A 24,594-nucleotide genomic window follows, 5' to 3' on the forward strand; every position below is an offset into this window, starting at 1 on the left:
GGCGGTCCGGCCCGACAAGTATCACGGCCGGGTGGTGGCCGAGGTGGTCCTTGGCGACGGCACCGACCTCGCCGCCCGCCTGCTCGCCGAAGGCCACGCGGTGCCGGCCGGGCGGGGGAGGCGCGCCAATGTCAGATCATCGCCATGCCGCCGTTGATATGCAGGGTCTGGCCGGTGACGTAGGCCGCTTCCTCGCTGGCCAGATAGACGACGCCCGCCGCGATGTCTTCCACCGTGCCCAGGCGCCCGGCGGGAATGCGGGGCATCAGGGCGGCCTTCTGTTCCTCGTTCAGGGCGTCGGTCATGGCGGTGACGATGAAACCGGGCGCGATGCAGTTCACCGTGATGTTGCGCGACGCCACTTCCTGGGCCAGGGACTTGCTCATGCCGATCATGCCCGCCTTGGACGCCGCGTAGTTGGCCTGGCCCGGATTTCCGGTCACCCCGACGATGGACGTGATGTTGACCATCCGCCCCCAGCGCTTCTTCATCATGCCCTTCAGGCAGGCGCGCGACAGGCGGAAGGCCGCGGTCAGGTTGACGTCCAGCACCTTCTGCCAGTCGTCGTCCTTCATCCGCATGGTCAAGGTGTCGCGGGTCAGGCCGGCGTTGTTGACCAGGATGTCCACCGATCCCATGGCGGCTTCGGCATCCTTGACCAACTTTTCCGCCCCCGCCGCGTCGGACAGGTCGCAAGGCACCACGTGGGCCCGTTCGCCCAATTCCTTGCGCAAGGCCTCCAGGGCCTCGACGCGGGTCCCCGACAGGGCCACCTGGGCGCCCCTGGCATGCAGCGCGCGGGCGATGGCGCCCCCGATTCCCCCCGACGCGCCAGTCACCAGCGCGCCCTTGCCGGACAGATCGAACATGGTCACACCCCCTTCATGAATTCCTCGATGTCGGCCGGGGTGCCGACCGAGACGCCGGTCACCTCGCGGTCGATGCGCTTGGCCAGCCCCGACAGCACCTTGCCCGAGCCCACTTCCACCAGCCGGTCGACACCCGCCGCCTTCATGGCGAGCACGCTTTCGCGCCAGCGCACGGTACCGGTCACCTGTTCCACCAACTGGCGGCGGATGACGGCGGCGTCGGTGGTGGGGGCGGCGGTGACGTTGGCCACCAGCGGCACCAGCGGATCGCGCATGTCGACCTTGCCCAGGGCTTCGGCCATGGCCTCGGCGGCCGGCTGCATCAGGGCGCAATGGAAGGGCGCGCTCACCGGCAGCAGGACGCTGCGCTTGGCGCCCTTGGCGGCGGCGATGGCCAAGGCACGCTCGATGGCCGCCTTGTGCCCGGAAACCACCACCTGGCCGGGTGCATTGTCGTTGGCGGCCGTGCAGACGTCGCCCTGGGCGGCTTCGGCGGCCACCTCGCGGGCCTGTTCGAAATCCAGGCCCAACAGGGCCGCCATGGCCCCCTGCCCCACCGGCACGGCAAGCTGCATGGCCTGGCCGCGGGTCTTCAGCAGGCGGGCGGTGTCGGCCACCGAGAAGGTCCCCGCCGCCGCCAGGGCCGAATATTCGCCCAGGCTGTGGCCGGCGACGAACTGCGCCGCCTTCGCCAAGTCAAGCCTGCCATCCTGCTTCAGCACCGCCAGCACCGCGAGACTGACCGCCATCAGGGCCGGCTGGGCGTTCTCGGTGAGCGTCAACCGGTCTTCCGGCCCCTCGAACATCAGAACCGAAAGCTTCTGCTTCAGCGCCTCGTCCACTTCCTCGAAGACGCGGCGGGCGGTGGGAAAGGCGGCGGCCAATTCGCGGCCCATGCCCACGGCCTGGGACCCTTGGCCCGGAAACACGAATGCGGTCGTCATGACACCTCCTCGCAGGAACGATGGCCAGTCATAGCCGCTGCCCGCGCCCGGTTCAAGGCGATCACCAGGGATGTCCTGCAAGATGCGGCAAAGCGCTTCAAGGAAATGGTGGCCGCCCCCGAAACCAGCCGCCAGCGTCCGTCGTCAGAACCGGATGTCACCGCATTTTACGACTCCTATATGGTGCGCGCCATGAGGTAGGCCATCGAGAACCGCCGGACCCGCCTCGAGAACGAAAAGAACTTCAGCCCAACGATCAAGCTCATGGATTAAACGAGACCAGTATTTAGACCCATCGATCAACCAGCACTTTGCAGCACGCTACCTTTTCGGGAACTTGATTCCCTCCCCTGGACAGTGATAACCTGTCAACCCCTTTATGCAGTTAGCGACGCTTTCGTGGCGTCCTGTTCGGAGGTTAGGCCATGGATGATCGACGGCGCGAGGCCCTGCGTCTTGCCGACGAATACCTCGCCAAACGCTTTCCTTCGGTCTTCAAGAGGACCACGGGCATGAGAAAGCGTGGCAAGCGGCAACAACCCGCGACCAAAAAGAAAGAGGCATAAAGACATACCTTTCCCAACCCCGCGCCGCTTGGCGGCAGCGGATACGCAGAACGGGTGGCGCGGCCGAAGATACCGGCTGCGCCATTGGCGTTTTACGGCTCAGCCGAACCGGTTGTTGCGCGGGAATCCCGTGGGGGGCAGTTGGCCGGACTGGGCGCGGTGGCCCAGCCAGCGGCGCAGGTCGGTCTCGGTCCGCTTGCGATCGCCCAAGGCCCAGGTCAGGCCGTCGGCCATCCTGAACGCCTTGGCGTCGGCGATGCCGCCGTCCTTGTACTTCTGCAGCAACACGCCGCGCCCGCGCGCCATGGTCGGCAGTTCCTCCAGCGGAAAGACCAGCAGCTTGCGGTTCTCGCCCAGCACCGCCAGGCTGTCGGCGCCTTCCGGCACCGCGACGCAGAGCGCCGCCGTCTCGCCCTCTTCGACGTTCAGTACTTGGCGGCCGTTGCGGGTCTGGGCGATGACGTCCTTTTCCTCGATCTGGAAGCCGCGCCCGATGCTGGAGGCGACGACCAGCCGCCTTGCCGGGTCGTGCACCTGCATGTCGAGCACGTCGTGATCCTGGGGCAGGTCGATCATCAGGCGCAAGGGCTCGCCATGGCCTCGCCCCCCCGGCAGCTTGTCGCAGGACAGAGTGTAGAAGCGACCGTTGCTGGCGAAGACGACCAGCTTGTCGGTGGTCTGGGCCTGCAGCACGAAGCGCCCGGCGTCGCCTTCCTTGTACTTGACCTCGTCGCCCACCGGGGCATGGCCCTTCAGCGCGCGGATCCAGCCCTTTTCCGAACAGAGCACGGTGATCGGCTCCTTCTCGATGAAGGCCTCGATGGGCACGACGGCGGCCGACGGCGCCTCGCCGATGGCGGTCCGGCGCTTGCCGAGCGGCGTATGGGGCCCGAAGCGCTTCTTCAGGGCCGCCACCTGGTCGCGGATGGCTTTCCAGCGCCGGGACTCGTCGCCCAGAAGGATGTCGATGGTCGCCCGTTCGGCCTCCAGGGATTCGTTCTCGCGGCGGATTTCCATCTCCTCCAGACGGCGCAACTGGCGCAGGCGCATGTTCAGGATGGCTTCCGCCTGCACCTCGGTCAGCTTGAAGGCCTTCATCAGGAAGGACTTGGGTTCGTCTTCCTCGCGGATGATGCGGATCACCTCGTCCAGGTTCAGGTAGGCGACCAGCAGTCCGCCCAGGATTTCCAGGCGGCGTTCGATCTTGTCGCGACGATGGCGGCTGATGCGCAGCAGCACCTCGTGGCGATGATCCAGGTAGGCCTGCAGGACTTCCTTCAGGTTCATCACCCGGGGCGCGATGCCGCCGTCCAGGACGTTCATGTTGAGCGGGAAGCGGGATTCCAGATCGGTCTGGCGGAACAACTGTTCCATCATCATTGCGGGATCGACGGTGCGGTTGCGGGGCTCCAGCACGACGCGCACCTCGGCCGCCGATTCATCGCGGATATCGGCCAGCAGCGGCAGCTTCTTGGCGGTCAGCAGTTCCGCCACCTTCTCGATCAGGCGCGACTTCTGGACCTGGTAGGGGATTTCGGTGACCACCACCTGGAACAGGCCGTGGCGCATCTGCTCGACTTCCCACTTGGCGCGCACCCTGAAGCCGCCGCGCCCCGTCCGGTAGGCCTCCAGCACCGCGTCGCGGCCTTCCGCCAGCACGCCGCCCGTGGGGAAGTCGGGGCCGGGCACCAGTTCCACCAGCGTCTCCACCGCGCAATCGGGATGCTGGATCAAGTGGATGAGCGCGTCGCAGAGTTCCGCCAGATTGTGGGGCGGGATGCTGGTCGCCATGCCCACCGCGATGCCGGCCGAGCCGTTGGCCAGCAGGTTGGGCAGGCCGGACGGCATGACCACCGGCTCTTCCTCCTCGCCGTCGTAGGTGGGACGGAAGTCGGCGGCGTCCTCGTCCAGGCCGTCCATCAGCGCGGCCGCCACCTCGGTCAGGCGGGCCTCGGTGTAGCGCATGGCCGCCGCGTTATCGCCGTCGATGTTGCCGAAATTGCCCTGGCCGTCGACCAGCGGGTAGCGCACCGCGAATTCCTGGGCCAGGCGCACCAAGGCCTCGTAAACCGAAGCATCGCCGTGGGGGTGATACTTGCCGATCACGTCGCCCACCACGCGGGCGCACTTCTTGAAGCCCTTGTCGGGGTCCAGCTTCAACTGGCGCATGGCGAACAGCAGGCGGCGGTGAACCGGCTTCAGGCCGTCGCGGACGTCGGGCAGGGAGCGCGACACGATGGTCGACAGCGCATAGGCCAGATAGCGCTCGCCCAGGGCGTCGGCCAAGCGGACGTCACGGACGTCGCCTCCGTTGCCGTTGGCGGCGGATGCGCTGCGGATCATGGACGGCTCGCTCCCCTGTGGAATTGGCGAGATATAGTAGCCGCTAACGGCGGCACGTCAATCGGTTGGGTGGAAAGCTGTGGCGAATGGGATTATGAGGAACGCGCCAAGCTCTTGGCGAGGGAAAGGGGGACGTTGGGGCTGGCGGGATTGACGGCCACCCGCCGGCGGGCGGGTTCGACCACCAAGTCCATGTCCTCCATGGGAGTGGCGCCCAGCAGTACCTGGTTGCCGACCACAAGGGCGCCGGTCACGCAGGACCGCCCCAGCACAGTTCGACCCGCACCGGGCCGACATAGTCCACAACGTGGGAGCGGCCTTCGGCTGTCTGGATTTCACGCTGGCCGATGCGGTCCAGCTTCAACTGCACCGCCATGTGCTCGGGCAGGCAGCAAAGGTGCGGCACCCCTATCGACGAGGGCCTTTGCATCCGGTTCCTCCATATCCTCCCGGCCCTGGTTGGCCAAGCGGACTGCCGTCATCACGATTCCCATGCGACCCGCATAGTCCGGATGAGTAGCTTACACTCCTGAATATGCTATGGAAATACCGGGAAAGTTCGGACTAGAAGAAGGCCTTGAGAATCAGCGACATCACGCCGGCCAGCAACAGGCCGGTCATCCAGCGGTTGAGTTTCAATTCGCCCATGACCTCGGCCTTCAGGGTGACCATCTCCTGCCGCATTTCACGGATGTCGCCTTTGGTCGCGAGTTCCTGGGCACCGGAGGACAGCGCCTCCGCCAGAGCCTCGGCTTCCGCCTTGGCCTGGCCGTCCGGAACCCCGGCAGCCCGAAGCCGCTCCACGAACTTCAGGGTGTCGAAGGTGATCGTCGTCATGGCTTCACTATGCTCCCGGCCGCGCGGCGGGTCAACGGCGGCGGCTAGCCAACTTTGGCAATTTCACGCTTCATATCCGCACGGGAAAGAAGATAGCTCCCGTGACAATTCCGCGCCAGAATCTCGCCTCGATCCACTCGGCCACCAGTGAATGGAGACCGAGGCACAGGCTGAACGGAACGACGAAAGTGATGATCCCCAGCGGCTTGAAGACGGGCCACAACGCCATGGTCAGATACCGCATGCCCGGCCTGTGAACATAGGGGGGGCGATCTATCGGCGGCAAGGCGCGGTCGCTGGAGACAAGCGCCCATCCGGTCAACAGAAGGGCGAACGTTCCGGCGTAGACATACTGCTCCATCTCCGCTGGGCGCCGAAAGCGGCACCAAGCCCCCCCTACCCCACCGTATGCCAGGCCAAGTCAGGGGCGGGAGGGGCGGCGTGGGCCAGGTTGCGCAGGCGGTCTGCCAGGCGGTCGCGGGCCGGCGGCAGTTCGCCGTGGTAGACGTGGCGTTCCAGGAAAAACCCGGTCAGCCGCAGGCCGTCGGCCACCTGGGCCGCGTCCCCGGCGCCGCCGCCGCCTAGCAGAAAGCCCGGCAGGGGCAGCATCAATTGCCGGTACGGCTCGCCCGCCGACAAGGACACCGCCCGGCCCGACTTGGGCGAGACGTAGGCCAGCCGGTCGTTGGCCCCGGTGGCGGCGCAACGGGAAAGGTCCAGGCCGAAGCCCAGTTCCTTCAGCACTCCCACCTCCCAGCGCACGTAGATGGAGGGCCACCAGGGCACCCCCATGGCCTCCAGCAGCACGCGCAAGCCCTCGAAGACGGCGGGATGGGACTCGCGCTCCGGCAGGGCGGTTTCGGCCACCGCGCAAGCGGCGGTCAAACCGGCCAGTTGCATGGGCTTGTCCAGCAGATCGGCGGCGTAAGCCTTGACCGGCTCCAGGTCATAGCTGCCCAGGTGTTCGGCCAGCCGGCCGCGCCAGCGCGCCTGCACCAGGGTGCCCGGTTGCAGCACCGCCCGCAGCTTCGGTCTCGCCCCGCCGCGCACCAGGCCGGCATGGCGGCCATGCTCGCGAGTCAGCAGATGGACCACGGCCCCGGACTCGCCGTGCCGCCGCGCCCCCAGGACGATGCCGTCGTCGCTCCATTCCATGCCGGAACTCTATGCCGATCCGACTTCGGTCGCCCGAACGATAATATTAATCGAATTATCACAGAGGCCTACGTCGCGTCGCTCACATTTTGCTTGATGACGATCCGGCGAATCGGATGAGGGGAAGACGGCGCCTCGCCCATGTGCTATGACATCGGCGTTACAGATTCGTGACATCATCCTGCGACGGGGTTTCCATGTTCATGAAATTCATCCGCGCCCTCATGCCGAGGGAAGAGCGGTTCGTCGATCATTTCGCCGCCCATGCCGACCGGCTGGTGGCGGCGGCCGGCGCCCTTTCCGCCCTGATGGCCGCCCCGGCAGCCGAGCGCCAGGAGCGCTTGCAGAGGGTCTATGCCATCGAGGGCGAGGCCGACGTCATCACCCGCGAGATGCTGACCGCCCTGCACCGGGCCTTCATCACGCCTTTCGACCGCTCCGACGTACATGCCCTGATTACCGCCCAGGACGACACCGTCGACCTGATCGAGGACGTGGCGCAGCATGCCGAACTCTACAAGGTCGCCGAATTCACTCCGCGCATGCGCGAGTTGGCGGCGATGATCGAAAGGGCGGCCAAGCTGGTCGCCGAGGCCATGCCGTTGCTGCACGACATCACGGGCAACGCGGCCCGCATCAACGGACTGTGCGAGCAGGTCAGCCGGATCGAGAGCGAAGCCGACCATCTGCTGCGCCGTTCCCTGTCGGAGTTGATCGAGGAGCGCCCGGAAACCATCGACTTCCTGGGCCGCAAGGAGGTCTACGAACTCCTGGAGGCCGTCACCGACCGCTGCGACGACGTGGCGGACGTGATCGAAGGCATCGTCCTGGACCACGTGTAGGGCCATCCCATGGACGCCGTCCAGCTCAGCCTTCCCGCCTTGGTGCTCATCATCGCCGTGGCGCTCGCCTTCGACATGATCAACGGAATGCACGATGCGGCGAATTCCATCGCCACCATCGTCTCGACACGGGTCCTGCCGCCCAAGTGGGCCGTCGTCTGGGCGGCCTTCTTCAATTTCATCGCCTTCCTGTTCTTCGGCCTGCACGTGGCCAAGATGGTGGGCACGGGCATCGTCTCGCCCACGGTGGTCGATCCCTATCTGATCCTGGCCGCCTTGATCGGGGCCATCGCCTGGAACCTCATCACCTGGTGGATCGGTTTCCCTTCCTCCAGTTCCCATGCCTTGATCGGCGGACTGGTGGGCGCGGGGCTGGCCAAGGCGGGACTGGATGCCATCGTCGCCAAGGGTCTCGTCAAGACCACCGTCGCCATCTTCGCCTCGCCGATGACCGGCATGGTGCTGGCCCTGCTGCTGTTCGTATCGTTCTCCTGGCTGCTGCGCAACTCCCTGCCCTTCCTGGTGGACAGGCGTTTCCGCCAACTCCAGTTCGTCTCGGCCTCGCTCTATTCCCTGGGCCATGGGGGCAACGACGCCCAGAAGACCATGGGAATCATCGCCGTGCTGCTGTTCTCCCAGGGCTATCTGGGCGGCGAGTTCCACGTGCCGCTCTGGGTGGTTCTTTCGGCCCAGGCCGCGATGGGACTGGGGACGCTGATGGGCGGCTGGCGCATCGTCAGGACCATGGGCTCCAAGATCACCGACCTGAAACCCTATCAGGGTTTCTGTGCCGAAACGGCCGGCGCCATGACCCTGTTCGGTGCCACCTGGCTGGGCATTCCGGTTTCCACCACCCACACCATCACCGGCGCCATCGTCGGCGTCGGCATGGCCCGGCGGTCCTCGGCGGTGCGCTGGGGCCTGGCGGGGCGGATCGTCTGGGCCTGGGTCTTCACCATACCGGCGGCGGGCGCCATTTCCTTCGCCAGCCTGAAGGTTATCGACCTGATCCGCTGATCCCTGCGCTATAAATGGGCATGGAACGCCCCCTGCCCTTGCGCCCCGAGGTCCTGGTCCCCACCGCCGCACTCGCCGCGATGGCCCTGGCCCTGGCATGGCCGACGGATTCCTGGGTGCTGGATACGGACGGCTACCAGCGGCTCAACCGGGTGGTCCAGTTGCTGGAAGGCGGCGGGTGGTACGATGCCGTCTTCCACCGCAGCAACCCGCCGGACGGCGAGGTTCTGCACTGGACGCGCCCCCTTGACGCCCTGCTGGCCCTTTTCGCCCTGCCCTTGCTGCCTTTCGTTTCCGCCAGGGAAGCCTTGCTGTGGTCGTCGCCGGTTGCCATCCTGGTCCAGGGCTGGATCGGCGTGGCGGCCTTCGTCTGGGCCTTGCGCCCCTTCGTCCCATCGAAAAGCCTGGGTTACGCGGGGTTGCTGTTCGCCGTCCAGCCGGCCATCTTCGGGCGCGCCTTCATGCCCAACCAGCCGGACCACCACGGCCTCCTGATCCTGCTGTTCGCCTTTCTGCTGGGCGCGGCCTTGCGCATCGCCGCCGGAAAGGCCATGGACCGGACGGCTTTCCTGGGCGGCCTGGCCGGCGGCCTGTCCCTATGGGTCAGCCCGGAGACTCTCGCCCCCCTGGCCGTCTTCACCGGGCTCGCCGGCCTGGCCTGGCTGCGGGAAGGACGGCGCGAGCTTGCCCGCGACATGGTCCTGCTCTGGTCCGGACTGACCCTGGCGGTGGCCGTCTCCCTGCCCTTGGAACGCCCGCCGGCCGACCTGGGAGCGGTGGAATTCGACCGCCTGTCCCTGCCCCATCTCGGGCTGGCGGTGGCGGGTACCCTCGGCTGGTTCGCCCTGGCCCGGGCACCGGCGCTCGGGACCCGGGGCCGCATCGCGCTGGCCTTGTCCCTGGGGGGCGCGGCGGGCTTGGTCCTCCACCTAGCGTTTCCCGGCGTCCTGCTGGGACCGCTGGCGATGACGGACAAGTGGTTTGCCGCGATCTACAACGCGGCGACCCCGGAGAACCTGCCCCTCGTCTCCCGAAGCGGCTTCGATGCGGGCCCGGCCGCCTACGCGCTGGGCCTGCCGACGGCCGGACTGGCTATCCTGGCTTGGCGGGCCGTTCGGCAACCGACCGGGCCGTGGGGCGAGTTCTGGGTCCTTCTGGCCCTGCTTCCCTTCGCCATCATGGGCGCGGCCATGGTCCGCTGGGCCATTTACGCGGAGGTGCTGGCCGCCGCCGTCGTCCTGGTGGCCCTGGGGGCGCGGCTGACAGACCGTCCGTCCGTCCGCGGCCTCGTCCTTCTGGCGGCCGCGATGGGACCGGTCCTGGCGGGTGCCGTCCTCGACGGCCTGCGATGGGGGACGCCTCCCGCCAGACCCTTCGGATGCGACGTCGGCCCGGTCCTGCCGATCCTGAACGGCGCCTTCGGCGAGCGGCAGCGGACCATCCTGGCCGACGGCGAAGGGCCGCGACTCCTGTTCGACAGCCCGCACCGGGTGGTGACCATCGGCTTCCACCGGGACGCCCCGCGGGTGATGGCGATCTGGCGGGCCCTGGCGGCGCCGGACGACGGCCCTTTGCGAATTCTGGCGCGGGATCGGGGCGCCGAGTTGCTGCTGATCTGCCCCGGACAGGACAACCCGCTAGCCCCTCCGGCACCGCCCGCCCTCGCCGCCCGGCTTGCCGACGAAACCCCGGCCTGGCTGTGGCGCATCGAGATTCCCGGAGCCGGCCCCCGCGGCTACCGGCTGTTCGAGGTTCGAAAGCCCTAGTGCCGGGAGGCTTTACGCTCCACCCGCTTCTTGCGTATGTTCCGGCCATGGAACGTCCCTTGGCCCTGCGCGCCGAAGTCCTGGTCCCGACCGCTCTGGTGGCGTTGGCCGCGGCTCTTGCCGCCTGGACGGTGCCGGGCGTCTCGCCCTTTTCCTGGGTGCTCGATCTGGACGGCTACGTCCGCCTGAATCGGGTGGTCCAGTTGATCCAGGACCGCGACTGGTACGACGGCGTCATGCACCGGGTGAATCCGCCCATCGGCGAATCCTCCCACTGGACCCGCCCCGTGGACCTGCTGATCCTGCTGGCGGCGTCGCCCTTCCTTCCTTTCCTGCCGCTCCGCCAGGCGCTTCTGGCTGCGGCGCCCTTGGCGGCTCTGCTTGCCGTCTGGGGGACGGTCGCCGCCTTTTCCTGGGCGGTCCGCCCCGTCCTTTCGGCCCGCATGCGGCCGCTGGCGGCCATGCTGCTGGCGGCTCCGCCGGCGCTCCTGTTGTCCGTCTTCGCGCCCAACACCGCCGACCACCACGGCCCGATGGCCGCGATCTTCGCGCTGGTCATGGGTAGCGTCCTGCGGATCGCCGCCGGAACGGCCAAGCCCTGCACGGCCGTCTGGGGCGGCGTCGCGGGCGGAATCGGACTGTGGATCGGAATCGAGACCCTGGCCCCGCTGGCCGTGCTCACCCTGGCGGCGGGCTTGGCCTGGACCCACTCGGGGGATGGCCGGATCGCTCGCGGCATGGGACTGTTCTGGATGGGCGCGGCGACCGCCGCCAGCCTCGCCTTGCCGGCCGAACGGCCCTTGGCCGCCCTTCTCGCCGTGGAATACGACACCTTGTCCCTGCCTTACGCGGCCCTGTCCTGGGTGGTGGCGGCCGGATGGGTCGCCTTGAAGCGGACGCCCCCGCCCCGGTGGGAAGGCCGGCTGGTGCGCGCCGTCCTGGTGGCGGGACTGGGTATGGCCGTCGTCTTGACGGTCTTTCCCGGTTTCCGCCACGGGCCGCTGGCCGGGATGGAGCCGTGGCTGGAACGGGCCATCATGGTGTTGAGCAATCCGGAGAACCAGCCGGTCAAGAACGGGGCCGCCTTTTTCGCTGTTCTCGGGCTTCCGGTCCTGGCCTTGGCCGCCCTGGCCGTGGAATGGCGATTGCGGCCCGCCGGGCGGAAGGCGGAACTCTGGGTGTTCCTGGGCCTCGTTCCGTTCATCGCCATGACCGCCGGCATGATGCGCTGGGCCGGCTACCCGGCGATTTTGGCCTTGCCGCCCTTGGTCATGCTGGCCGAGCGCCTGCTTGGCCGCCACCGCCTTCTGGGACTGGCGGCCTTGCCTTCGTTCGCCGTCCTGCCCTATCTGGGACCGGCGCTGTTCGAAGCCGAACCGGTCCCCCCCCAGTGCCTCCACGCCCCGGTCATGGCGGCCCTCGGGATGGCCGACCGGCCGCGGCTGGTCCTGGCCGACGGCCTGGCGGCGCGCATTCTCTTCGAAACGCCCCATTCGGTGGTCACCACCTGGCTCCATCGGGGCGGCCCGCGGGTCGCCGGGATCTGGCGGGCCCTGGCGGCGCCGGACGATACGGCCCTTCGCGCCCTGGTGCACAGGCATGGCGCGGAACTCGTCGCCTTCTGTCCCCTCGACCGCAACCCGGCCGCCGGGGGCACGGCCCGGACCCTGGCCCAGCGCTTGGCCGAGGAGCCGCCGCCGCCCTGGCTGCGGCGGGTTCCCTTGGCGGGTGGGCGCTACCTCCTGTTCGAGGTGGTGGACTGAAGCCCTGCGCGCCGCCGCGCCCAGGCCAGCCAGAGCCGATCCGCGATCCGCCGCCGCAACCCACCGCCCCGGAACATGAGCGCGCAAGGGGTGACGATGAGGGTGAGCACGGTGGCGAATCCCAGCCCGAAGACCATGGCGGTCGCCAGTTGGGTCCACCATTGCATGGCCGGCGCTCCGACGGTGGCTTCGCGCGCCACGAAGTCGACGTTCAACTGGAGCATCATGGGCAACAGGCCCAGCACGGCGGTAAAAGCGGTCAGGAACACCGGGCGCACCCGCTGGGCGCCGGTCTTGACGACGGCGTCCCTCAGGTTCAGGCCGGTCTCGCGGCGCAGGCGGTCGAAGGTGTCGATCAGCACGATGTTGTTGTTGACGATCACGCCGGCCAAGGCGATGACGCCGATGCCGGTCATGACGATGCCGAAGGGCTGGTCCATGACCATCAGGCCGACGAAGACCCCCAGGGTGGACATCACCACCGCCGACAGGATCAGCAGGGCGGAAAAGAAGCTGTTGAACTGGGCGATCAGGATGACGCCGATCAGCGCCAGAGCGACACCGAAGGCCTTGAGCAGGAAGGCTTCCGCCTTCTTCTGTTCCTCGTCCTCGCCTTTGAAACGGACCTTGATGCCGGGGTCCAGGCCGGCCTCGCGGGCGATCCAGGCGGCGATCACGGGCACCTTGTCGGCGGGCAGCACGCCTTCTTCCACGTCGGCCTTGACCGCCATGACGCGCCGGCCATCGGTGCGGTTCACCGTGCCGACCTTCTGGCGCGCCTCGCGGGTGACGAAGCTGGAAATGGGAACCGCGCCGTCCTGGCCGGCGACGCGCACATGGTCGAGCCGCTCGATGGTCCGGTATTCGGGCGGATAGCGGACGATGATGTCGATCTCGTCGGTGCTGTCGTCGGGCCGGTAGGCGCCCAGCTTGAAGCCGTTGGTCAGCATCTGCACCGACTGGCCGACGGCGCCGACGCTGGCGCCGAACTTGGCGGCCTGCGGCCGGTCGACCGCGATCTGCCAGTCGATGCCGGGTAGCGGCCGGCTGTCTTCCACGTTGCGCAGGCCCGGCATGGCCTCCAGGAAGGCCCTCACCTTGGCGGCGGCGGGCGGCAGCAAGGCCGGCTCGCGTGCCGAAAGTTCGACCTGGATCGGCTTGCCGACCGGGGGGCCGGCCTCCTCCTTGCGGATTTCTACCTGGATGCCCGCCAGATCGGCGGTCCGCGCCTTCGCCTCGGCCAGGATTTCGGGGGCCTTGCGGCGCTTCTTCCAATCGACGAATTCGAAGGTCAGGGAACCGATCACGTCCTCGGCATCCTCGCTCATCTGCTCGCGGCCGGTGCGGCTATAGACGGAAGCCAGTTCGGGCATGCCGAGGACGCGGGCTTCGACCTCGCGCATCAGGGCGTCCTTCTCGAAGATCGACAGGTTGCCGCGCGCCTTGACCTGCAGCTTGGCGAACTTGGGTTCCACGTCGGGGAAGAACTCGACGCCCTTGCCGATGGCGCCATAAAGGAACTGGACCCCGAACAGCAGCGCCACCGAGGCGATCACCACCTTGCCCGGATGGTCGAGCGCCTTGTCCAGGACCTTCACGTAAAGCCCGAGGGGTCCGTGCAGACGGCGCAGGTCGTCGACCGGAGCGGCGTCGGCCAGCAGGCGCATGTCTTCCTGCTCGCCGCTGCCCGGCCGGCCGAACAGGGCGCCCAGGACGGGAACGAACAGTAGGGCCATGGCGATGGAAGCCCCCAGCGTCGCCATCAAGGTCATGGGCAGGTAGCGCATGAACTGGCCCACCACGCCCGGCCAGAACATCAGCGGCAGGAAGGCGGCGATGGTTGTCAGGGTGGACGAAACCACGGGGGCGAACATGTGGCGGGTCGACAGGGCGTAGGCTTCCGTCCTGCTCATGCCTTCCAGCATTTTGCGGTCGGCGTATTCGGTGACCACCACCGCCCCGTCGACCAGCATGCCGACCGCCATTATCAGGCTGAACAGCACCACGATGTTGATGGTCATGCCCATCATGCCGACCAGCAGGATGGCGGCCAGGAAGGAACCGGGAATGGCGATCGCCACCAGCGCCGAGGACCGCCCGCCCAAGGCCCCCACCACGACGATCACCACCAGCAGCGAGGCGGTAATCACGCTGTTGTTCAAGTCGTTCAGCATGGTGCGGATGTCGTCGGACTTGTCTTGCAGGAAGGACACCCGGACGGCTTGGCGCACCGGCTCGGGCCAGTTCCTGCGCTCGGTCTCGACGGCTTCCTGCACGGCGGCGATGGTCTCGATGATGTTCTGGCCGGTGCGCTTGACCACCTCCAGGACCAGCGCCGGGCGGCCGTTGACCCGGGCGAAGCTTTCCGGGTCCTTGTAGGTGCGCCTCGCCTCGCCGATGTCCCCCAGGTGGACGACGGCGTCGCCGTCCACCTTCACGGGCTGTTGGACGATATCCTGGATGCCCTCGTAAAGGCCCGGCACCTTGACCGCGAAGCGGCCGTGCCCGGTATCCTGGGAACCGGCGGCCACCAGCTTGTTGCTGGCGCCGACGCTGCGCAGGGCCTCGTCCGGCGTCAGCCCGTAGCTTTCGACCTTGATGGGATCGATCAGGATTTCCACCGCTTCCTCGCGGTCGCCCGCGATGCGCACCTCCAGCACCTGGGACAGGCTTTCGACGCTTTCCTTGAGATCGCGGGCCAGGCGGATCAGGGCCCGTTCCGGGATGTCGCCCGCGAGCGAGACCAGCAGGACGGGAAAGAGGCTGAAGTTGACCTCGTGGACGGTGGGTTCCTCGGTATCCTTGGGCAGGTCCGGCTTGGCGAGATCGACCTTTTGGCGGACGTCGTTCATTGCCAAATCGACGTCGAAACCGGCTTCGAATTCCAGGACCACGTTGGCCCCGCCCTCGAAGGCCGAAGCCCGCATTTCCTTGATGCCCTCGATGGCCCGCAGTTTCTGTTCCATCGGCCGCACCAGCAGCCGTTCGGCATCCTCGGGCGAGATGCCTTCGTGGACCATCTTGACGTAGAGGATGGGTATGTTGACGTCCGGGTCCGCCTCCTTGGGGATGGTGGCGAAGGTGACGATTCCGGCCACCAGCAGGAAGACCAGGGTGCTGAGGACCAGGCGCGAGCGCTCGAAGGCCCCTTCAATGAAGCCGTGCATCAGGGCGTCTCCGGATCGGGAACCGCCGTCACCGCCTGGCCGGGCCGGACGAATTCCTGGCCCACGGTTATCAGCATGGCGCGCTCTGGCAGGCCGCCGACCCACAGGCCGTCGGCGGCGTCGGCCACCAGGTTAACGGCATGGAAGACCACCCTGCCCTCGCCGTCCACCGTCTTCACCCCCAGGACGCCGTTGTCGGCCAGGGTGAGGACGGACCGGGGAATGCGGTGCGCCTTGGCCCGGCCCGTATCGAGCCGCAGTTCTACGGTCAGGCCTTCGGCGATGGCGCCATCGGGGTTGGGGACCGCCACCTCGACGCGGAAGGTGCGGGTGGCCTTGGTGCCCGCCTTGGACAGGTAGCGGATGACGCCTTCCACCGGGCGGCCGTCGATCAGCCGGGCATGGGCGATGGCGCCCGGCTGCAACCGGCCCACGTCCCGTTCCGCCACTTCCGCCGCCACCAGGATCGGATCCAGGTCGATGATGCGGCCGGCCACGCCGCCCACGTCAAGATAATCGCCCACTTCCACCGGCAGTTCGTCCAACTGTCCGTCGAAGGGGGCGCGGATGGCTGTGCGCTCGATATCCAGGCGGGCGCTTTCCGCCGCCGCCTTGGCGGTTTCCAGCTTGGCCTTCTCGTCGGCCACCGTGACCTGGGACCGGAAGGACTTTTCGGCCAGTTGCCGTCCCGCGTCGTGGGACATGCGCGCCTGTTCGACCCGCGCCTCGGCCTCCGCCAAGCGGGCGCGGCGGTCGTCCATGGCCAAGCGGACGATCACATCGCCCTTGGTCACCGGGCCGCCCTTGCGGGCCACCACCTCGGCCACGCGGCCCGCGGTCTCGGCCTTGACCTCGACCCGACGCTCGGCTTCGGTACGGCCGAACAGCAGCAGTTCGCCCGGCCGTTCCTGGGCCGTCAGGTCGCGTACCCGGACCGTCGCCAAGGGCCGTTCAGCCGCTTCGGGGCCCGGTTCCGGATGGGTCTTGCCGTTGGCCGGGCTGCCGCCGCCCAGGTGGCCCGAAGCGATCCAGCCTACCGCCGCCACGGCCATCAGGGCGGCGGTTACGTAGGAACGTTTCATGGATTGGTTTCCTCGTCCAGCAGGTGGCGGTTGTCTTCCATGTAGCGGATCAGGGCTTCGTAGGCGGCCAGCCCCAGGCCGTGCACGAAGCGGCGCGCCGGCGGATCGGATTCGGCGCCGCACTGGGCCATATCGGCCATCTGGCGGCGCAGGTTGCCCAGGTAGGTGGCGAAGACCTCCCGGCGCCGCCCGCCGTCCATCAGGTCGCCGAAGAACAGCATGAACAAGGCGTCCGAACGCACCGTGTCGCGGGCCGGTTCGGCCCGCAGGGCCTTGGCGAGGGCGTCGCGGCCCTTGGGCGTGACGCTGTAGACCTTCTTGGCGGGCCGGCCTTCCTGGGCCACCTCGCGGAAGGTCACCAGACCCTCGGCGCTCAGGCGCCCGAGCGCGGGGTAGATGGACCCGAAGCTGGTCTCGTGGAAATGGGAAAAGGGCCCTTCTTCCACGATCTTCTTGATCTCGTAGCCGCTGGCGTCGCCCAAGGTCAGAACGCCCAAACAAAGGGTCCTGGCATCCATTCGCCGCCCCCGCTTCCATGTGTCGATCCGATATATTACCGACGGATATATATCGGATCGATACATATAATGGCAAGGGAGCTCTGCGTTGGGCGCAGTGCTTATGCCGCAACCCGCCGCAGGGGCTGGGTAGCGCAACGGATGCCGCCGCCAAAGGCGGCCGGGGCGTCGAAGGGAACGGGGATGGCCCGAATCCCCCTTTCCTCCAGATCCACGGCCAGACGGTTCTGGCGCGCGTCCAGCAGCACCGTTACCGGATCGACGGCAAGAACGTTGGCCCCCATGTCCTTGCCTTCCGCCTCCCCCACCAAAACGATGTCCCACCCCCTCAGAAAGTCGGGAGGACCATCGGGCAGGAAGGTCGGGCAAGCAACCGCCAGACCGGGCCGGACCAGGGTCAGGGCCAAGTCGAGATGAAGCACGTCGGGCCGCAGGCGCACCGGATGGACCCGGAAGGCCGGCCCCAGGAAGCGTTGCAGCCACCGGGCTCCCGCCTCGTTGGACGCGAGGTCGGACAGCCCCACCAGAATATCCGGTCCGGCCTGCAGGATGTCGCCACCTTCCAGGAAAGGGTTGTCCTCGTCCCCGTTGTGGGAAAGGGAAGGCGAAGCGGGCGGGACCGCCACCCAGTGGGCCTCCCCGTGGCGGAAAGCCTCGGAGACGGCGGGGCGGAGAGCGAAACGCTCCTTGCGACGGAATTGCCGTTTGAGACTGAGTTCGAGAACCGTGTCGCCGATCACCACCATGGGATCGCGCACGAACATCAGGCCGCCGCCGTTCTGATTGCCCTCGGCGAAATCGCCTTCTTCCTCGGTCAGGGGGCGGTTGCGACGCACCGCCACCCCCAGATCGGCCAGCAGGCGCACCAAGCCATCCAGTTGCCCGACCAAGCGGGCCTCCAATTCAGGGGCCACATCCGACAAGCGCTTGTGCTGGTTGCGCCGGAAGAAGACTCGTTCGATCGGCGACAGGTAGGCGGTATAGGCCTCGGACCACGTGGGGACTTCGGAGTCCTCACCCCGCCCGACCACCACCTGGGCCAGCCGGTCCCATTCGTTGGTCACCAAAGGCGCGAAAGCCAGCGCCCCGCCCGAAACCAGCATGGCCAGCGGCGACAGGGTGGCCAACCGCAGAAATTCCCGCCGTCCCGTCCTCGCCCCCCAGGCCATGGCTCAGGTGCCGTAGCGTTCGCCGAAGACGAAGGCCTCGGTCTCGTGGAGTTCGTCCTCCAGGGTATGCTCGACGGCGGCATGGAGGTCGCGCATGGAGACCATGCCGACCACGTGGCCGTCATCTTGCGTCACCGGGAGGTGACGGATCCCGCGGACGTGCATCAGTTCCAGGGCGTCGCGGGCCGTGTCGGCGGGCGCCAGGGTGTCGGGATTACGGGTCATGACCTTCGACAGCGGGGTTGCCCTGGCGTCCAGCCCGGCGGCCACCACCCGGCGGGTCATGTCCCGTTCGGTAACGATGCCCAGCAGCTTGCCATCCGCCCCCGTGACCAGAACGGCGGCGATGTTGTGTTCGAGCATGCGCTGGGCCGCCTCGAAGGCGGTAGCGGATTCGGGCAGACTATGGATCACTTGCCCGTCGACGATATCGGGAACGATGCGCGAGTGCATGAGGGCCTCCACCAAGGATACCTTCGTGAGCATTTCGGATGCCGCCATCGAATTTCAAGCCCCATCGTCGCCGGATCGCGGCGGTGTGATGCGCACCAAGGTGATCTGATGGCGTTCGCGCCGCATGATCTCGAAGCGGAAGCCATGGAACAGAAAGACCTGCCCCTGTTCGGGGATGCGCCTGGCTTCGTGCATCACCAGGCCGGCGACGGTGGAAGCCGGCTCGTCGGGAAGACTCCATTCGAACTTGCGGTTCAGGTCGCGGACCGTGACCGTACCGTGGACCGTGTAGCTACCGTCGGCGGCAGGACGAACTCCAGGCACCGCCACGTCATGTTCGTCGGCGATGTCGCCGACGATGTCCTCCAGGATATCCTCCAGGGTCACCAAGCCCAGCAGGCTGCCGTATTCGTCAACCACCATCGCGATATGTTCGCGGCGACGACGGAAGGCCTGAAGCTGGTCGAACAGGGTGGTGGCCTCGGGAACGAACCACGGCTTGGCGGCCAGGGCGTTGATATCCTGGTTGGTGACCATGCCGCCCCGGCTGCGCACCACCCGCAGCAGGTCCTTGGCATGAATCACCCCGACGATTTCGTCCGGCGAGCCGCGATAGAGGGGAATGCGGGTGAACGGGCAAGCCGCCACCTGGTCGACGATCACATCGGGCGGCGCCTCGGCGTCGATGGCCACCATGTCCTTGCGGTGGGTCATCACCTCGCTGACCCAGACGTCGCCCAGGTCGAGCACACTCTTCAACATCGCCTTCTCGTGCTTGATTTCCGGGTGCTCGCCCTGATGCAGCTCGATGGCGCCACGCAATTCCTCTTCCGACTGGACGAAGGCGGCGTCGGCCTGCACGTCGACCCCGAACAGCCGGAAGACACCACGCACAAAGGCGTCGATGGCCTTGGTGAACGGCAGAAAGATGGCGACCAGGACCCGGGTGAGCGGCGCCACGACCAGGGCCACCCGGCTGGCATGCCGGAAGGCATAGACCTTGGGCATGATGTCGGTGAAGATCAGCACCAGGAAAGTCATGACCAGGGTGGCATAGGCGATACCCGCGTCGCCGAAGGCCATGATTAAGGCGTCGGTGGCCAACGCCGAGGCGAAGATGTTGATCAGGTTGCTGCCGAACAGGATGGTACTGATCAGGCGGGCGCGCCGGCCGCAGAGCTGGTTGACCATGGTGGCGCGGACATCGCCACCTTTCTCCATATGGTGCATCAGCGGTCGCGACGCTGCCGTCAAAGCCGTTTCGGCCGCCGAAAAGAAGGCCGACAGGATCAAACAGACGGCAATGATGACGATGGTGGTGATCATGTCCCGCCTCCAGCAAGATAGTCGGCAAGCAGATCGCGTACCCGAGCCGGGTCCACGTCCTCGGCGATGAAGGACTTGCCGATGCCGCGGGCCAGGATGAAGGTCACGCGGCCGTCCTTGACCTTCTTGTCCGACTGCATGTGGGCCATCAGGCGTTCCGCCGTCCAGGACGCGTCCTGCAGTCCCTTCACGTCGACCGGCAACCCTACCCCGGACAAGTGGCGGCGTACCCGCCCGGCATCTTCCGGCGGGCAGAGACCCAGGCGAGCCGATAGATCGAAGGCCATGACCATGCCCAGCGCCACCGATTCCCCATGGAGCAGTCTTTCGCCATAGCCCGTCTCCGCCTCCAAGGCATGGCCGAAGGTGTGGCCCAGGTTGAGCAGGGCACGGACGCCCCCTTCCCGCTCGTCGGCGGCCACCACCTTGGCCTTGGCGGCGCAACTGGTCAGCACCGCCTTGCGGCAGACCGCCTTGTCCCCGGTGACCAGGGCGCCGACGTTGCCCTCCAGCCAAGCGAAAAAGGAAGGGTCGTCGATCAGGCCGTATTTGGCCACCTCGGCATAGCCGGCCAGCAGCTCGCGGCGCGGCAGCGTATCCAGCACGTCCATGTCGGCCAGCACAAGGCGCGGCTGGTGAAAGGCTCCGATCAGGTTCTTGCCGTGACGGCTATTGATTCCGGTCTTGCCCCCCACGGAACTGTCCACCTGGGCCAGCAGGGTAGTGGGCACCTGGACGAAGTCGACGCCCCGTAGCAGGATGGCGGCGGCGAAACCCGTGATGTCGCCGATCACGCCGCCCCCCAGGGCGATCAGGGTGGTGCGGCGCTCGACCCTGCGCTCCAGCAATCCCTCAACCAAGTAAGACAAGTGATTGAAATCTTTTGTCCCTTCTCCGGCCGGAAGAACCACGGCCGAATGGCGGACTCCGGCCTCGTCTAGGGACGCCTGCAATCGCTCCAGGTAGAGCGGCGCCACGTTCTCGTCGGTGACGATGGCCACATCGGGGCGGCGGACGACCGCCTTGATGCGTTCCCCTGCCCCGGCCAGCAGGTTCTCGCCCACCAGGATATCGTAGGCCCGGTCGCCCAGGGCGACTTGTAGGGTCGAGGCGGCGGTCATCGGCGGTTCTCCAAAGCGGTCAGGACTCGTTCCGCAGTCGTCTCGGGCGGTTCATCCAGGCTGTCGACGACAACGTCGGCCTCGGCATAGACTGGGTAGCGGATCTGCATCAGTTTCTCCAGGGTGGCACGGGGATCGCCGTTGTCCAGCAACGGGCGGTCGCGGCGGCCGTTGCTGGTGCGGTGGAACAGCAGGTCCAGTCCGGCACGCAGCCAGACCGAGATTCCTTGGTCGCGAATCAGGGCGCGCGTCTCGACGTCCATGAAGGCCCCGCCGCCGGTGGCCAGGACACAGGGGCCCGATTCGAGTAACCGGGCGATGACCTTGCGCTCGCCGCTACGGAAATCGGGTTCGCCGAAACGGGCGAAGATCTCGGGAATCGAGCAGCCGGCCGCCGCTACGATTTCCTCGTCGGCATCGATGAAGGGGATATCCAAGGCCTTGGCAAGCCGCCGCCCCACGCAGGTCTTGCCCGCCCCCATCAGGCCGATCAGCACGATCGGCTTGGCGGGACTGAAGGTGCTCTCCCGCTTCATGTCCGAGGCAGCCGCCGTTGAAAGCGTCCCCCGGAGCGAATAGACTGCCCGAAACTTGCCATGGGGCATAACTACCATAGTTCGCGCCGGGCAAACCAGACGCTCCGCGATGGCACGACAAGGGGAAAGCATGAAGAAAAGTTTCGTGTGGACGGTGCTGGTCCTGCTGGTCGCGATTGGCGGCGGCGTGGCTTTCCTGGCGGCCTGGGACATCCCAGCGCCCAAGACGACCGTCGAAAGGGTGATCCCCGATGAACGTTTTCCGCGCTAGCCTCTGCCTTGCCGCCGTGGCGTTCCTTGCCGCCGCGCCCGCCCTCGCCCAGACCCCGACACCCGTCGAAGCCACGCCTTCGGACGACTGGGCGCCGCGCGCCGTCAACCGTCCCTTCCAGTTGCAGCCGCCCGGTGAGGGCGGCGACCAAGTCCCGCCGCCGCCCGGCATGGGGGGGATGACGGGCGTGGAGCCCCGTGCCCCCAAGGGATTCCAGGTGGATGAACTCTCGGCGGTCAATCCCGATTCCGGTGGCGCCCTGTCGGCTGCCCAAGGCGGTTTCGGTCCCACCCTTTGGGAAGGAACCAAGCGTCCCTTCGTCGACGCCTTGTTGCCCGGCTTGCCTCTGCGCACCGGCTCCCCTGCCCTGCGTGACCCGATGCGCCGCCTGCTGCTATCGACGGCCCGCGCCCCCGAGGGGCAAGCCCTGCCCGGCAGCCTGGTGTCGACGCGCATCCGCCTCTTGTCAGAAATGGGTGACCTGGACGGCATGGCTTCCCTGCTCTCCTCCCTGCCCCAGCAAGCCCGATCCGAGCCGTTGCAGCGCATCGAGAGCGAATCCCTGCTTCTGAGCGGCGAGACGGCCAAGGCCTGCAGCCACGGCGTGGGCCAAGTCCAGCACGGCAATCTTCCTTATTGGCAGAAGTTGCTGATCTTCTGCCAGACCCTGGCGGGTGAGAAGCCTAAGGCGGCCTTGGGCGCCGAACTGCTGCGTGAAAGCGGCCACGAGGACCCGGGATTCTACCTGCTGCTGGAAGCCTTTGGCGCCAAAGCCCCGCCGGCCTTTCCCGGCATCCCCAATCCCTCCGCCCTGCATGTCGCCATGGCGCGGGCGGCCAAGGTCGATCTGCCGCCGGCCTTGGCCAAGATGGCGCCCCCCCTGGTGCTGCGCGCCATCGCCCGCGACAAGGACTTGGCGCTCGACCTCCGGGCTCTGGCCGCCGAACGCGCCGAGGCCACCGGGTCCCTGCCCGTCCAGGAACTCCGCGACATCTATGCCGCCATCCCCTTCGCCGACGAGGAACTTGCCAATCCCCTGAGCGCCGCCGAGGCCTACGCCAAAGCCGCCGAGGCCGAAGCCAAGAAGGTCGCAGAGCCCCCCGCCAAGGGCAAGATTCCGCCCAAGGCCAAGGAACCGGCCATGGACGCCGGCCTGAAGGCCCGCGCGCTCCTGGTCCGCGCTGCGTTGTCGCAAAAGGTGGCCTCGGCGCGCGCCGAGGCTTTGGTTGCCGCCTTCGCCCGCGCTGAACAGGATGGCCGCTTCGCCGCCGCGGCCCGCCTGCTGGAACCGGCGCTGAATGAGATTCCCCCCTCGGCCGAGCCCGCCGCCTTGGCCCCCGACGCGGTGCGCGCCCTGATGCTTCTGGGCCAGCGCGAGCGAGCCGGCGCCTGGTACCGGCAACTCAAGGGCGGCGCTTCCGGCGCGAAGGCCGCGGCGCGCCTCAAGCCCATGCTCCGGTTGGCCGGCATGAGCGAGGCTTCCGACTGGAATCCCCACGACATCGATGCCTGGTGGAATACCGCCAAGGACGACCGCAACGTCCGCGACCGTGCAGCCCTGTTGTTCGGCCTGTTGGAAGGATTCGACAATTTCGTGCCGGATTCCTTCTGGGACCGCTTGGCGTCGGGCCCGGCGACCACCAATGCCGCCATGCCCCATGCAGCCCTTTGGCAACGCCTGTCGGTCGCCACCCGCTATGGCCGGTTAGGCGAAACCGTTCTGATCTCGCTAATTGCCATTGGCGACGACGGTCCCGCCCAGGCCCACCCCGTCGTGATGCGCCAAGTCATCGCCGCCTTGCGCGCCGTGCGCCTGGAGGCCGAGGCCCGTGCCCTGGCCGTCGAAGCCATGGCCGTGGGATGGAAATGAGATGAGGCGGCTCGGGCGTCCCGCTCCGGCGGCCGGAGCGGCGGTTCCGCCCTCGCCCCAGGTCGACGCTTTCCTGGAGATGATGTCGGGGGAACGAGGCGCCGCCGCCAATACGCTGGAGTCCTACCGCCGCGACTTGGAAGACTTCGCCGCCTTCGCCTTCCGCCGCGGCCAATGCCCGGAAAATGCCGACGCCGTCCTGATCCGCGCCTATCTGGCGGCCCTGGCCGGGGCCGGCATGGCCCCACGCACCTCGGCGCGCCGGCTGTCGGCGTTGCGCCAGTTCTTCCGTTTCCTGTTTGGCGAGAAGCTGCGGGGCGACGACCCCTGTTCCCTGATCGACAGCCCGCGCCAGGGCCGTTCCCTGCCCAAGTACCTGAGCGAGGCCGAAGTGGATCGCCTGTTGGAAACCGCCCACGGCCATTCCGGCCCGGAAGGCCTTCGACTGGCGGCCATGCTGGAGGTCCTCTACGGCTCCGGCCTGCGGGTTTCCGAATTGGTGGGCCTGCCGCTGTCCGCATTGTCCCGCGACGGCCGGTTCCTGATCGTACGCGGCAAGGGCAGCAAGGAGCGCATGGTTCCCCTGGGCGAGCCGGCCACCGAAGCCGTCAAAGCCTACCTGGAGACGCGCGAGAATTTCCTCCCCAAGCGGCGGGCCAAGGCCGTCTCCTCTCCCTTCCTGTTCCCCTCGCGAGCCGCCGAAGGCCACCTGACCCGCGCCCGCTTCGCCCAGATGCTGAAGGACTTGGCCGTCGAGGCGGGGATCGATCCGCGCCACATCTCGCCCCACGTGCTGCGCCATTCCTTCGCCAGCCACCTGCTGGCCCACGGCGCCGACCTGCGGTCCCTGCAGCAGATGCTGGGCCATGCCGACATCGCCACCACCCAAATCTATACCCATGTGCTGGACGAGCGCCTCAAGGCTCTCGTCCAGCAGGCCCATCCCCTGGCGGGACCGTCCCGCAAGACCTGAGGCATC

Annotated in this window: 24 protein-coding genes; 6 read left to right on the plus strand and 18 right to left on the minus strand. The window is 67.5% G+C overall.

Features of this window, described 5'->3' with window-relative positions:
* Positions 1-131: 131 nt before the first annotated feature.
* From fabG to recO, 8 genes are all read right to left on the minus strand, one after another.
* Positions 132-869 carry a 3-oxoacyl-[acyl-carrier-protein] reductase gene (gene fabG / locus H7841_11150; protein ID MEO5337433.1) on the minus strand — a complete coding sequence of 246 codons (738 nt, stop codon included), beginning with the start codon at positions 867-869 and terminating at the stop codon, positions 132-134.
* Between the two features lie 2 nt (positions 870-871).
* Positions 872-1,813 carry an ACP S-malonyltransferase gene (fabD, locus tag H7841_11155; GenBank protein MEO5337434.1) on the minus strand — a complete coding sequence of 314 codons (942 nt, stop codon included), beginning with the start codon at positions 1,811-1,813 and terminating at the stop codon, positions 872-874.
* Between the two features lie 665 nt (positions 1,814-2,478).
* Positions 2,479-4,722, minus strand: coding sequence for a DNA topoisomerase IV subunit A (gene parC / locus H7841_11160; protein MEO5337435.1), 2,244 nt, complete (start codon positions 4,720-4,722; stop codon positions 2,479-2,481).
* Between the two features lie 92 nt (positions 4,723-4,814).
* On the minus strand, positions 4,815-4,976 hold the full coding sequence (locus H7841_11165) for a hypothetical protein (GenBank protein MEO5337436.1): 162 nt from the start codon (positions 4,974-4,976) through the stop codon (positions 4,815-4,817).
* Positions 4,973-5,152: a hypothetical protein gene (locus tag H7841_11170; GenBank protein MEO5337437.1), complete on the minus strand. Its 180-nt coding sequence runs from the start codon at positions 5,150-5,152 to the stop codon at positions 4,973-4,975. Before H7841_11170 ends, H7841_11165 begins: the two co-directional genes overlap by 4 nt.
* Before the next feature lie 134 nt (positions 5,153-5,286).
* The gene (locus tag H7841_11175) at positions 5,287-5,559 is read right to left on the minus strand and encodes a hypothetical protein (protein ID MEO5337438.1); all 273 of its coding nucleotides are present in this window, start codon (positions 5,557-5,559) and stop codon (positions 5,287-5,289) included.
* Positions 5,560-5,629: 70 nt separating this feature from the next.
* A complete protein-coding gene (locus tag H7841_11180) occupies positions 5,630-5,920 on the minus strand; it encodes a hypothetical protein (GenBank protein MEO5337439.1) in 291 nt (96 codons plus the stop codon).
* Positions 5,921-5,955: 35 nt separating this feature from the next.
* Positions 5,956-6,714, minus strand: a complete 759-nt coding sequence (recO, locus tag H7841_11185; GenBank protein MEO5337440.1) for a DNA repair protein RecO — start codon at positions 6,712-6,714, stop codon at positions 5,956-5,958.
* 203 nt (positions 6,715-6,917) lie between these two features.
* Between recO and H7841_11190 the strand changes: the two genes are divergently transcribed.
* Genes H7841_11190 through H7841_11200 form a run of 3 tightly spaced genes read left to right on the plus strand, consistent with a single transcriptional unit; the run spans position 6,918 to position 10,339 of the window.
* Complete coding sequence (locus H7841_11190) at positions 6,918-7,556, plus strand: DUF47 family protein (protein MEO5337441.1); 639 nt, start codon at positions 6,918-6,920, stop codon at positions 7,554-7,556.
* A 9-nt stretch (positions 7,557-7,565) separates the two neighbouring features.
* Complete coding sequence (locus tag H7841_11195) at positions 7,566-8,573, plus strand: inorganic phosphate transporter (GenBank protein ID MEO5337442.1); 1,008 nt, start codon at positions 7,566-7,568, stop codon at positions 8,571-8,573.
* Positions 8,574-8,593: 20 nt separating this feature from the next.
* The gene (locus H7841_11200; GenBank protein ID MEO5337443.1) at positions 8,594-10,339 is read left to right on the plus strand and encodes a hypothetical protein; all 1,746 of its coding nucleotides are present in this window, start codon (positions 8,594-8,596) and stop codon (positions 10,337-10,339) included.
* Positions 10,340-10,514: 175 nt separating this feature from the next.
* Here H7841_11200 and H7841_11205 read toward each other — a convergent pair whose 3' ends face one another.
* From H7841_11205 to H7841_11250, 10 genes are all read right to left on the minus strand, one after another.
* Positions 10,515-11,171, minus strand: coding sequence for a hypothetical protein (locus tag H7841_11205; GenBank protein MEO5337444.1), 657 nt, complete (start codon positions 11,169-11,171; stop codon positions 10,515-10,517).
* 12 nt (positions 11,172-11,183) lie between these two features.
* The gene (locus H7841_11210; GenBank protein MEO5337445.1) at positions 11,184-11,411 is read right to left on the minus strand and encodes a hypothetical protein; all 228 of its coding nucleotides are present in this window, start codon (positions 11,409-11,411) and stop codon (positions 11,184-11,186) included.
* Between the two features lie 663 nt (positions 11,412-12,074).
* Positions 12,075-15,269 carry an efflux RND transporter permease subunit gene (locus tag H7841_11215; GenBank protein ID MEO5337446.1) on the minus strand — a complete coding sequence of 1,065 codons (3,195 nt, stop codon included), beginning with the start codon at positions 15,267-15,269 and terminating at the stop codon, positions 12,075-12,077.
* Complete coding sequence (locus H7841_11220; protein MEO5337447.1) at positions 15,269-16,351, minus strand: efflux RND transporter periplasmic adaptor subunit; 1,083 nt, start codon at positions 16,349-16,351, stop codon at positions 15,269-15,271. The genes H7841_11215 and H7841_11220 overlap by 1 nt, the downstream gene beginning before the upstream one ends.
* Positions 16,348-16,869, minus strand: a complete 522-nt coding sequence (locus H7841_11225; GenBank protein ID MEO5337448.1) for a PadR family transcriptional regulator — start codon at positions 16,867-16,869, stop codon at positions 16,348-16,350. Before H7841_11225 ends, H7841_11220 begins: the two co-directional genes overlap by 4 nt.
* A gap of 101 nt (positions 16,870-16,970) precedes the next feature.
* Positions 16,971-17,996 (minus strand): arginine deiminase family protein, encoded by a 1,026-nt coding sequence (locus H7841_11230; GenBank protein MEO5337449.1) that lies wholly within the window; start codon positions 17,994-17,996, stop codon positions 16,971-16,973.
* A 45-nt stretch (positions 17,997-18,041) separates the two neighbouring features.
* Complete coding sequence (locus H7841_11235) at positions 18,042-18,491, minus strand: CBS domain-containing protein (protein MEO5337450.1); 450 nt, start codon at positions 18,489-18,491, stop codon at positions 18,042-18,044.
* Positions 18,492-18,545: 54 nt separating this feature from the next.
* Positions 18,546-19,817 carry an HlyC/CorC family transporter gene (locus H7841_11240; protein ID MEO5337451.1) on the minus strand — a complete coding sequence of 424 codons (1,272 nt, stop codon included), beginning with the start codon at positions 19,815-19,817 and terminating at the stop codon, positions 18,546-18,548.
* On the minus strand, positions 19,814-20,938 hold the full coding sequence (gene aroB / locus H7841_11245; protein ID MEO5337452.1) for a 3-dehydroquinate synthase: 1,125 nt from the start codon (positions 20,936-20,938) through the stop codon (positions 19,814-19,816). The genes H7841_11240 and aroB overlap by 4 nt, the downstream gene beginning before the upstream one ends.
* A complete protein-coding gene (locus H7841_11250) occupies positions 20,935-21,474 on the minus strand; it encodes a shikimate kinase (GenBank protein ID MEO5337453.1) in 540 nt (179 codons plus the stop codon). Before H7841_11250 ends, aroB begins: the two co-directional genes overlap by 4 nt.
* Before the next feature lie 130 nt (positions 21,475-21,604).
* On the opposite strand from H7841_11250, the gene H7841_11255 reads away from it, so the two are divergent.
* The 3 genes from H7841_11255 to xerD are packed head-to-tail and all read left to right on the plus strand — an operon-like array spanning position 21,605 to position 24,588.
* Positions 21,605-21,745 carry a hypothetical protein gene (locus H7841_11255; protein MEO5337454.1) on the plus strand — a complete coding sequence of 47 codons (141 nt, stop codon included), beginning with the start codon at positions 21,605-21,607 and terminating at the stop codon, positions 21,743-21,745.
* Positions 21,726-23,615 carry a hypothetical protein gene (locus tag H7841_11260; protein ID MEO5337455.1) on the plus strand — a complete coding sequence of 630 codons (1,890 nt, stop codon included), beginning with the start codon at positions 21,726-21,728 and terminating at the stop codon, positions 23,613-23,615. The genes H7841_11255 and H7841_11260 overlap by 20 nt, the downstream gene beginning before the upstream one ends.
* A 1-nt stretch (position 23,616) precedes the next feature.
* Positions 23,617-24,588, plus strand: coding sequence for a site-specific tyrosine recombinase XerD (gene xerD, locus H7841_11265; GenBank protein MEO5337456.1), 972 nt, complete (start codon positions 23,617-23,619; stop codon positions 24,586-24,588).
* Positions 24,589-24,594 lie beyond the last annotated feature (6 nt).

Source organism: Magnetospirillum sp. WYHS-4 (assembly GCA_039908345.1).
In the GTDB taxonomy this organism is placed as follows: Bacteria; Pseudomonadota; Alphaproteobacteria; order Rhodospirillales; family GLO-3; genus JAMOBD01.

Coding starts and splice junctions, on each gene's coding strand:
- fabG (MEO5337433.1), bottom strand. CDS start 869: ATGTTCGATCTGTCCGGCAAGGGCGCGCTGGTGACTGGCGCGTCGGGG.
- fabD (MEO5337434.1), bottom strand. CDS start 1,813: ATGACGACCGCATTCGTGTTTCCGGGCCAAGGGTCCCAGGCCGTGGGC.
- parC (MEO5337435.1), bottom strand. CDS start 4,722: ATGATCCGCAGCGCATCCGCCGCCAACGGCAACGGAGGCGACGTCCGT.
- H7841_11170 (MEO5337437.1), bottom strand. CDS start 5,152: ATGCAAAGGCCCTCGTCGATAGGGGTGCCGCACCTTTGCTGCCTGCCC.
- H7841_11175 (MEO5337438.1), bottom strand. CDS start 5,559: ATGACGACGATCACCTTCGACACCCTGAAGTTCGTGGAGCGGCTTCGG.
- H7841_11180 (MEO5337439.1), bottom strand. CDS start 5,920: ATGGAGCAGTATGTCTACGCCGGAACGTTCGCCCTTCTGTTGACCGGA.
- recO (MEO5337440.1), bottom strand. CDS start 6,714: ATGGAATGGAGCGACGACGGCATCGTCCTGGGGGCGCGGCGGCACGGC.
- H7841_11190 (MEO5337441.1), top strand. CDS start 6,918: ATGAAATTCATCCGCGCCCTCATGCCGAGGGAAGAGCGGTTCGTCGAT.
- H7841_11195 (MEO5337442.1), top strand. CDS start 7,566: ATGGACGCCGTCCAGCTCAGCCTTCCCGCCTTGGTGCTCATCATCGCC.
- H7841_11200 (MEO5337443.1), top strand. CDS start 8,594: ATGGAACGCCCCCTGCCCTTGCGCCCCGAGGTCCTGGTCCCCACCGCC.
- H7841_11215 (MEO5337446.1), bottom strand. CDS start 15,269: ATGCACGGCTTCATTGAAGGGGCCTTCGAGCGCTCGCGCCTGGTCCTC.
- H7841_11220 (MEO5337447.1), bottom strand. CDS start 16,351: ATGAAACGTTCCTACGTAACCGCCGCCCTGATGGCCGTGGCGGCGGTA.
- H7841_11225 (MEO5337448.1), bottom strand. CDS start 16,869: ATGGATGCCAGGACCCTTTGTTTGGGCGTTCTGACCTTGGGCGACGCC.
- H7841_11235 (MEO5337450.1), bottom strand. CDS start 18,491: ATGCACTCGCGCATCGTTCCCGATATCGTCGACGGGCAAGTGATCCAT.
- H7841_11240 (MEO5337451.1), bottom strand. CDS start 19,817: ATGATCACCACCATCGTCATCATTGCCGTCTGTTTGATCCTGTCGGCC.
- aroB (MEO5337452.1), bottom strand. CDS start 20,938: ATGACCGCCGCCTCGACCCTACAAGTCGCCCTGGGCGACCGGGCCTAC.
- H7841_11250 (MEO5337453.1), bottom strand. CDS start 21,474: ATGAAGCGGGAGAGCACCTTCAGTCCCGCCAAGCCGATCGTGCTGATC.
- H7841_11255 (MEO5337454.1), top strand. CDS start 21,605: ATGAAGAAAAGTTTCGTGTGGACGGTGCTGGTCCTGCTGGTCGCGATT.
- H7841_11260 (MEO5337455.1), top strand. CDS start 21,726: ATGAACGTTTTCCGCGCTAGCCTCTGCCTTGCCGCCGTGGCGTTCCTT.
- xerD (MEO5337456.1), top strand. CDS start 23,617: ATGAGGCGGCTCGGGCGTCCCGCTCCGGCGGCCGGAGCGGCGGTTCCG.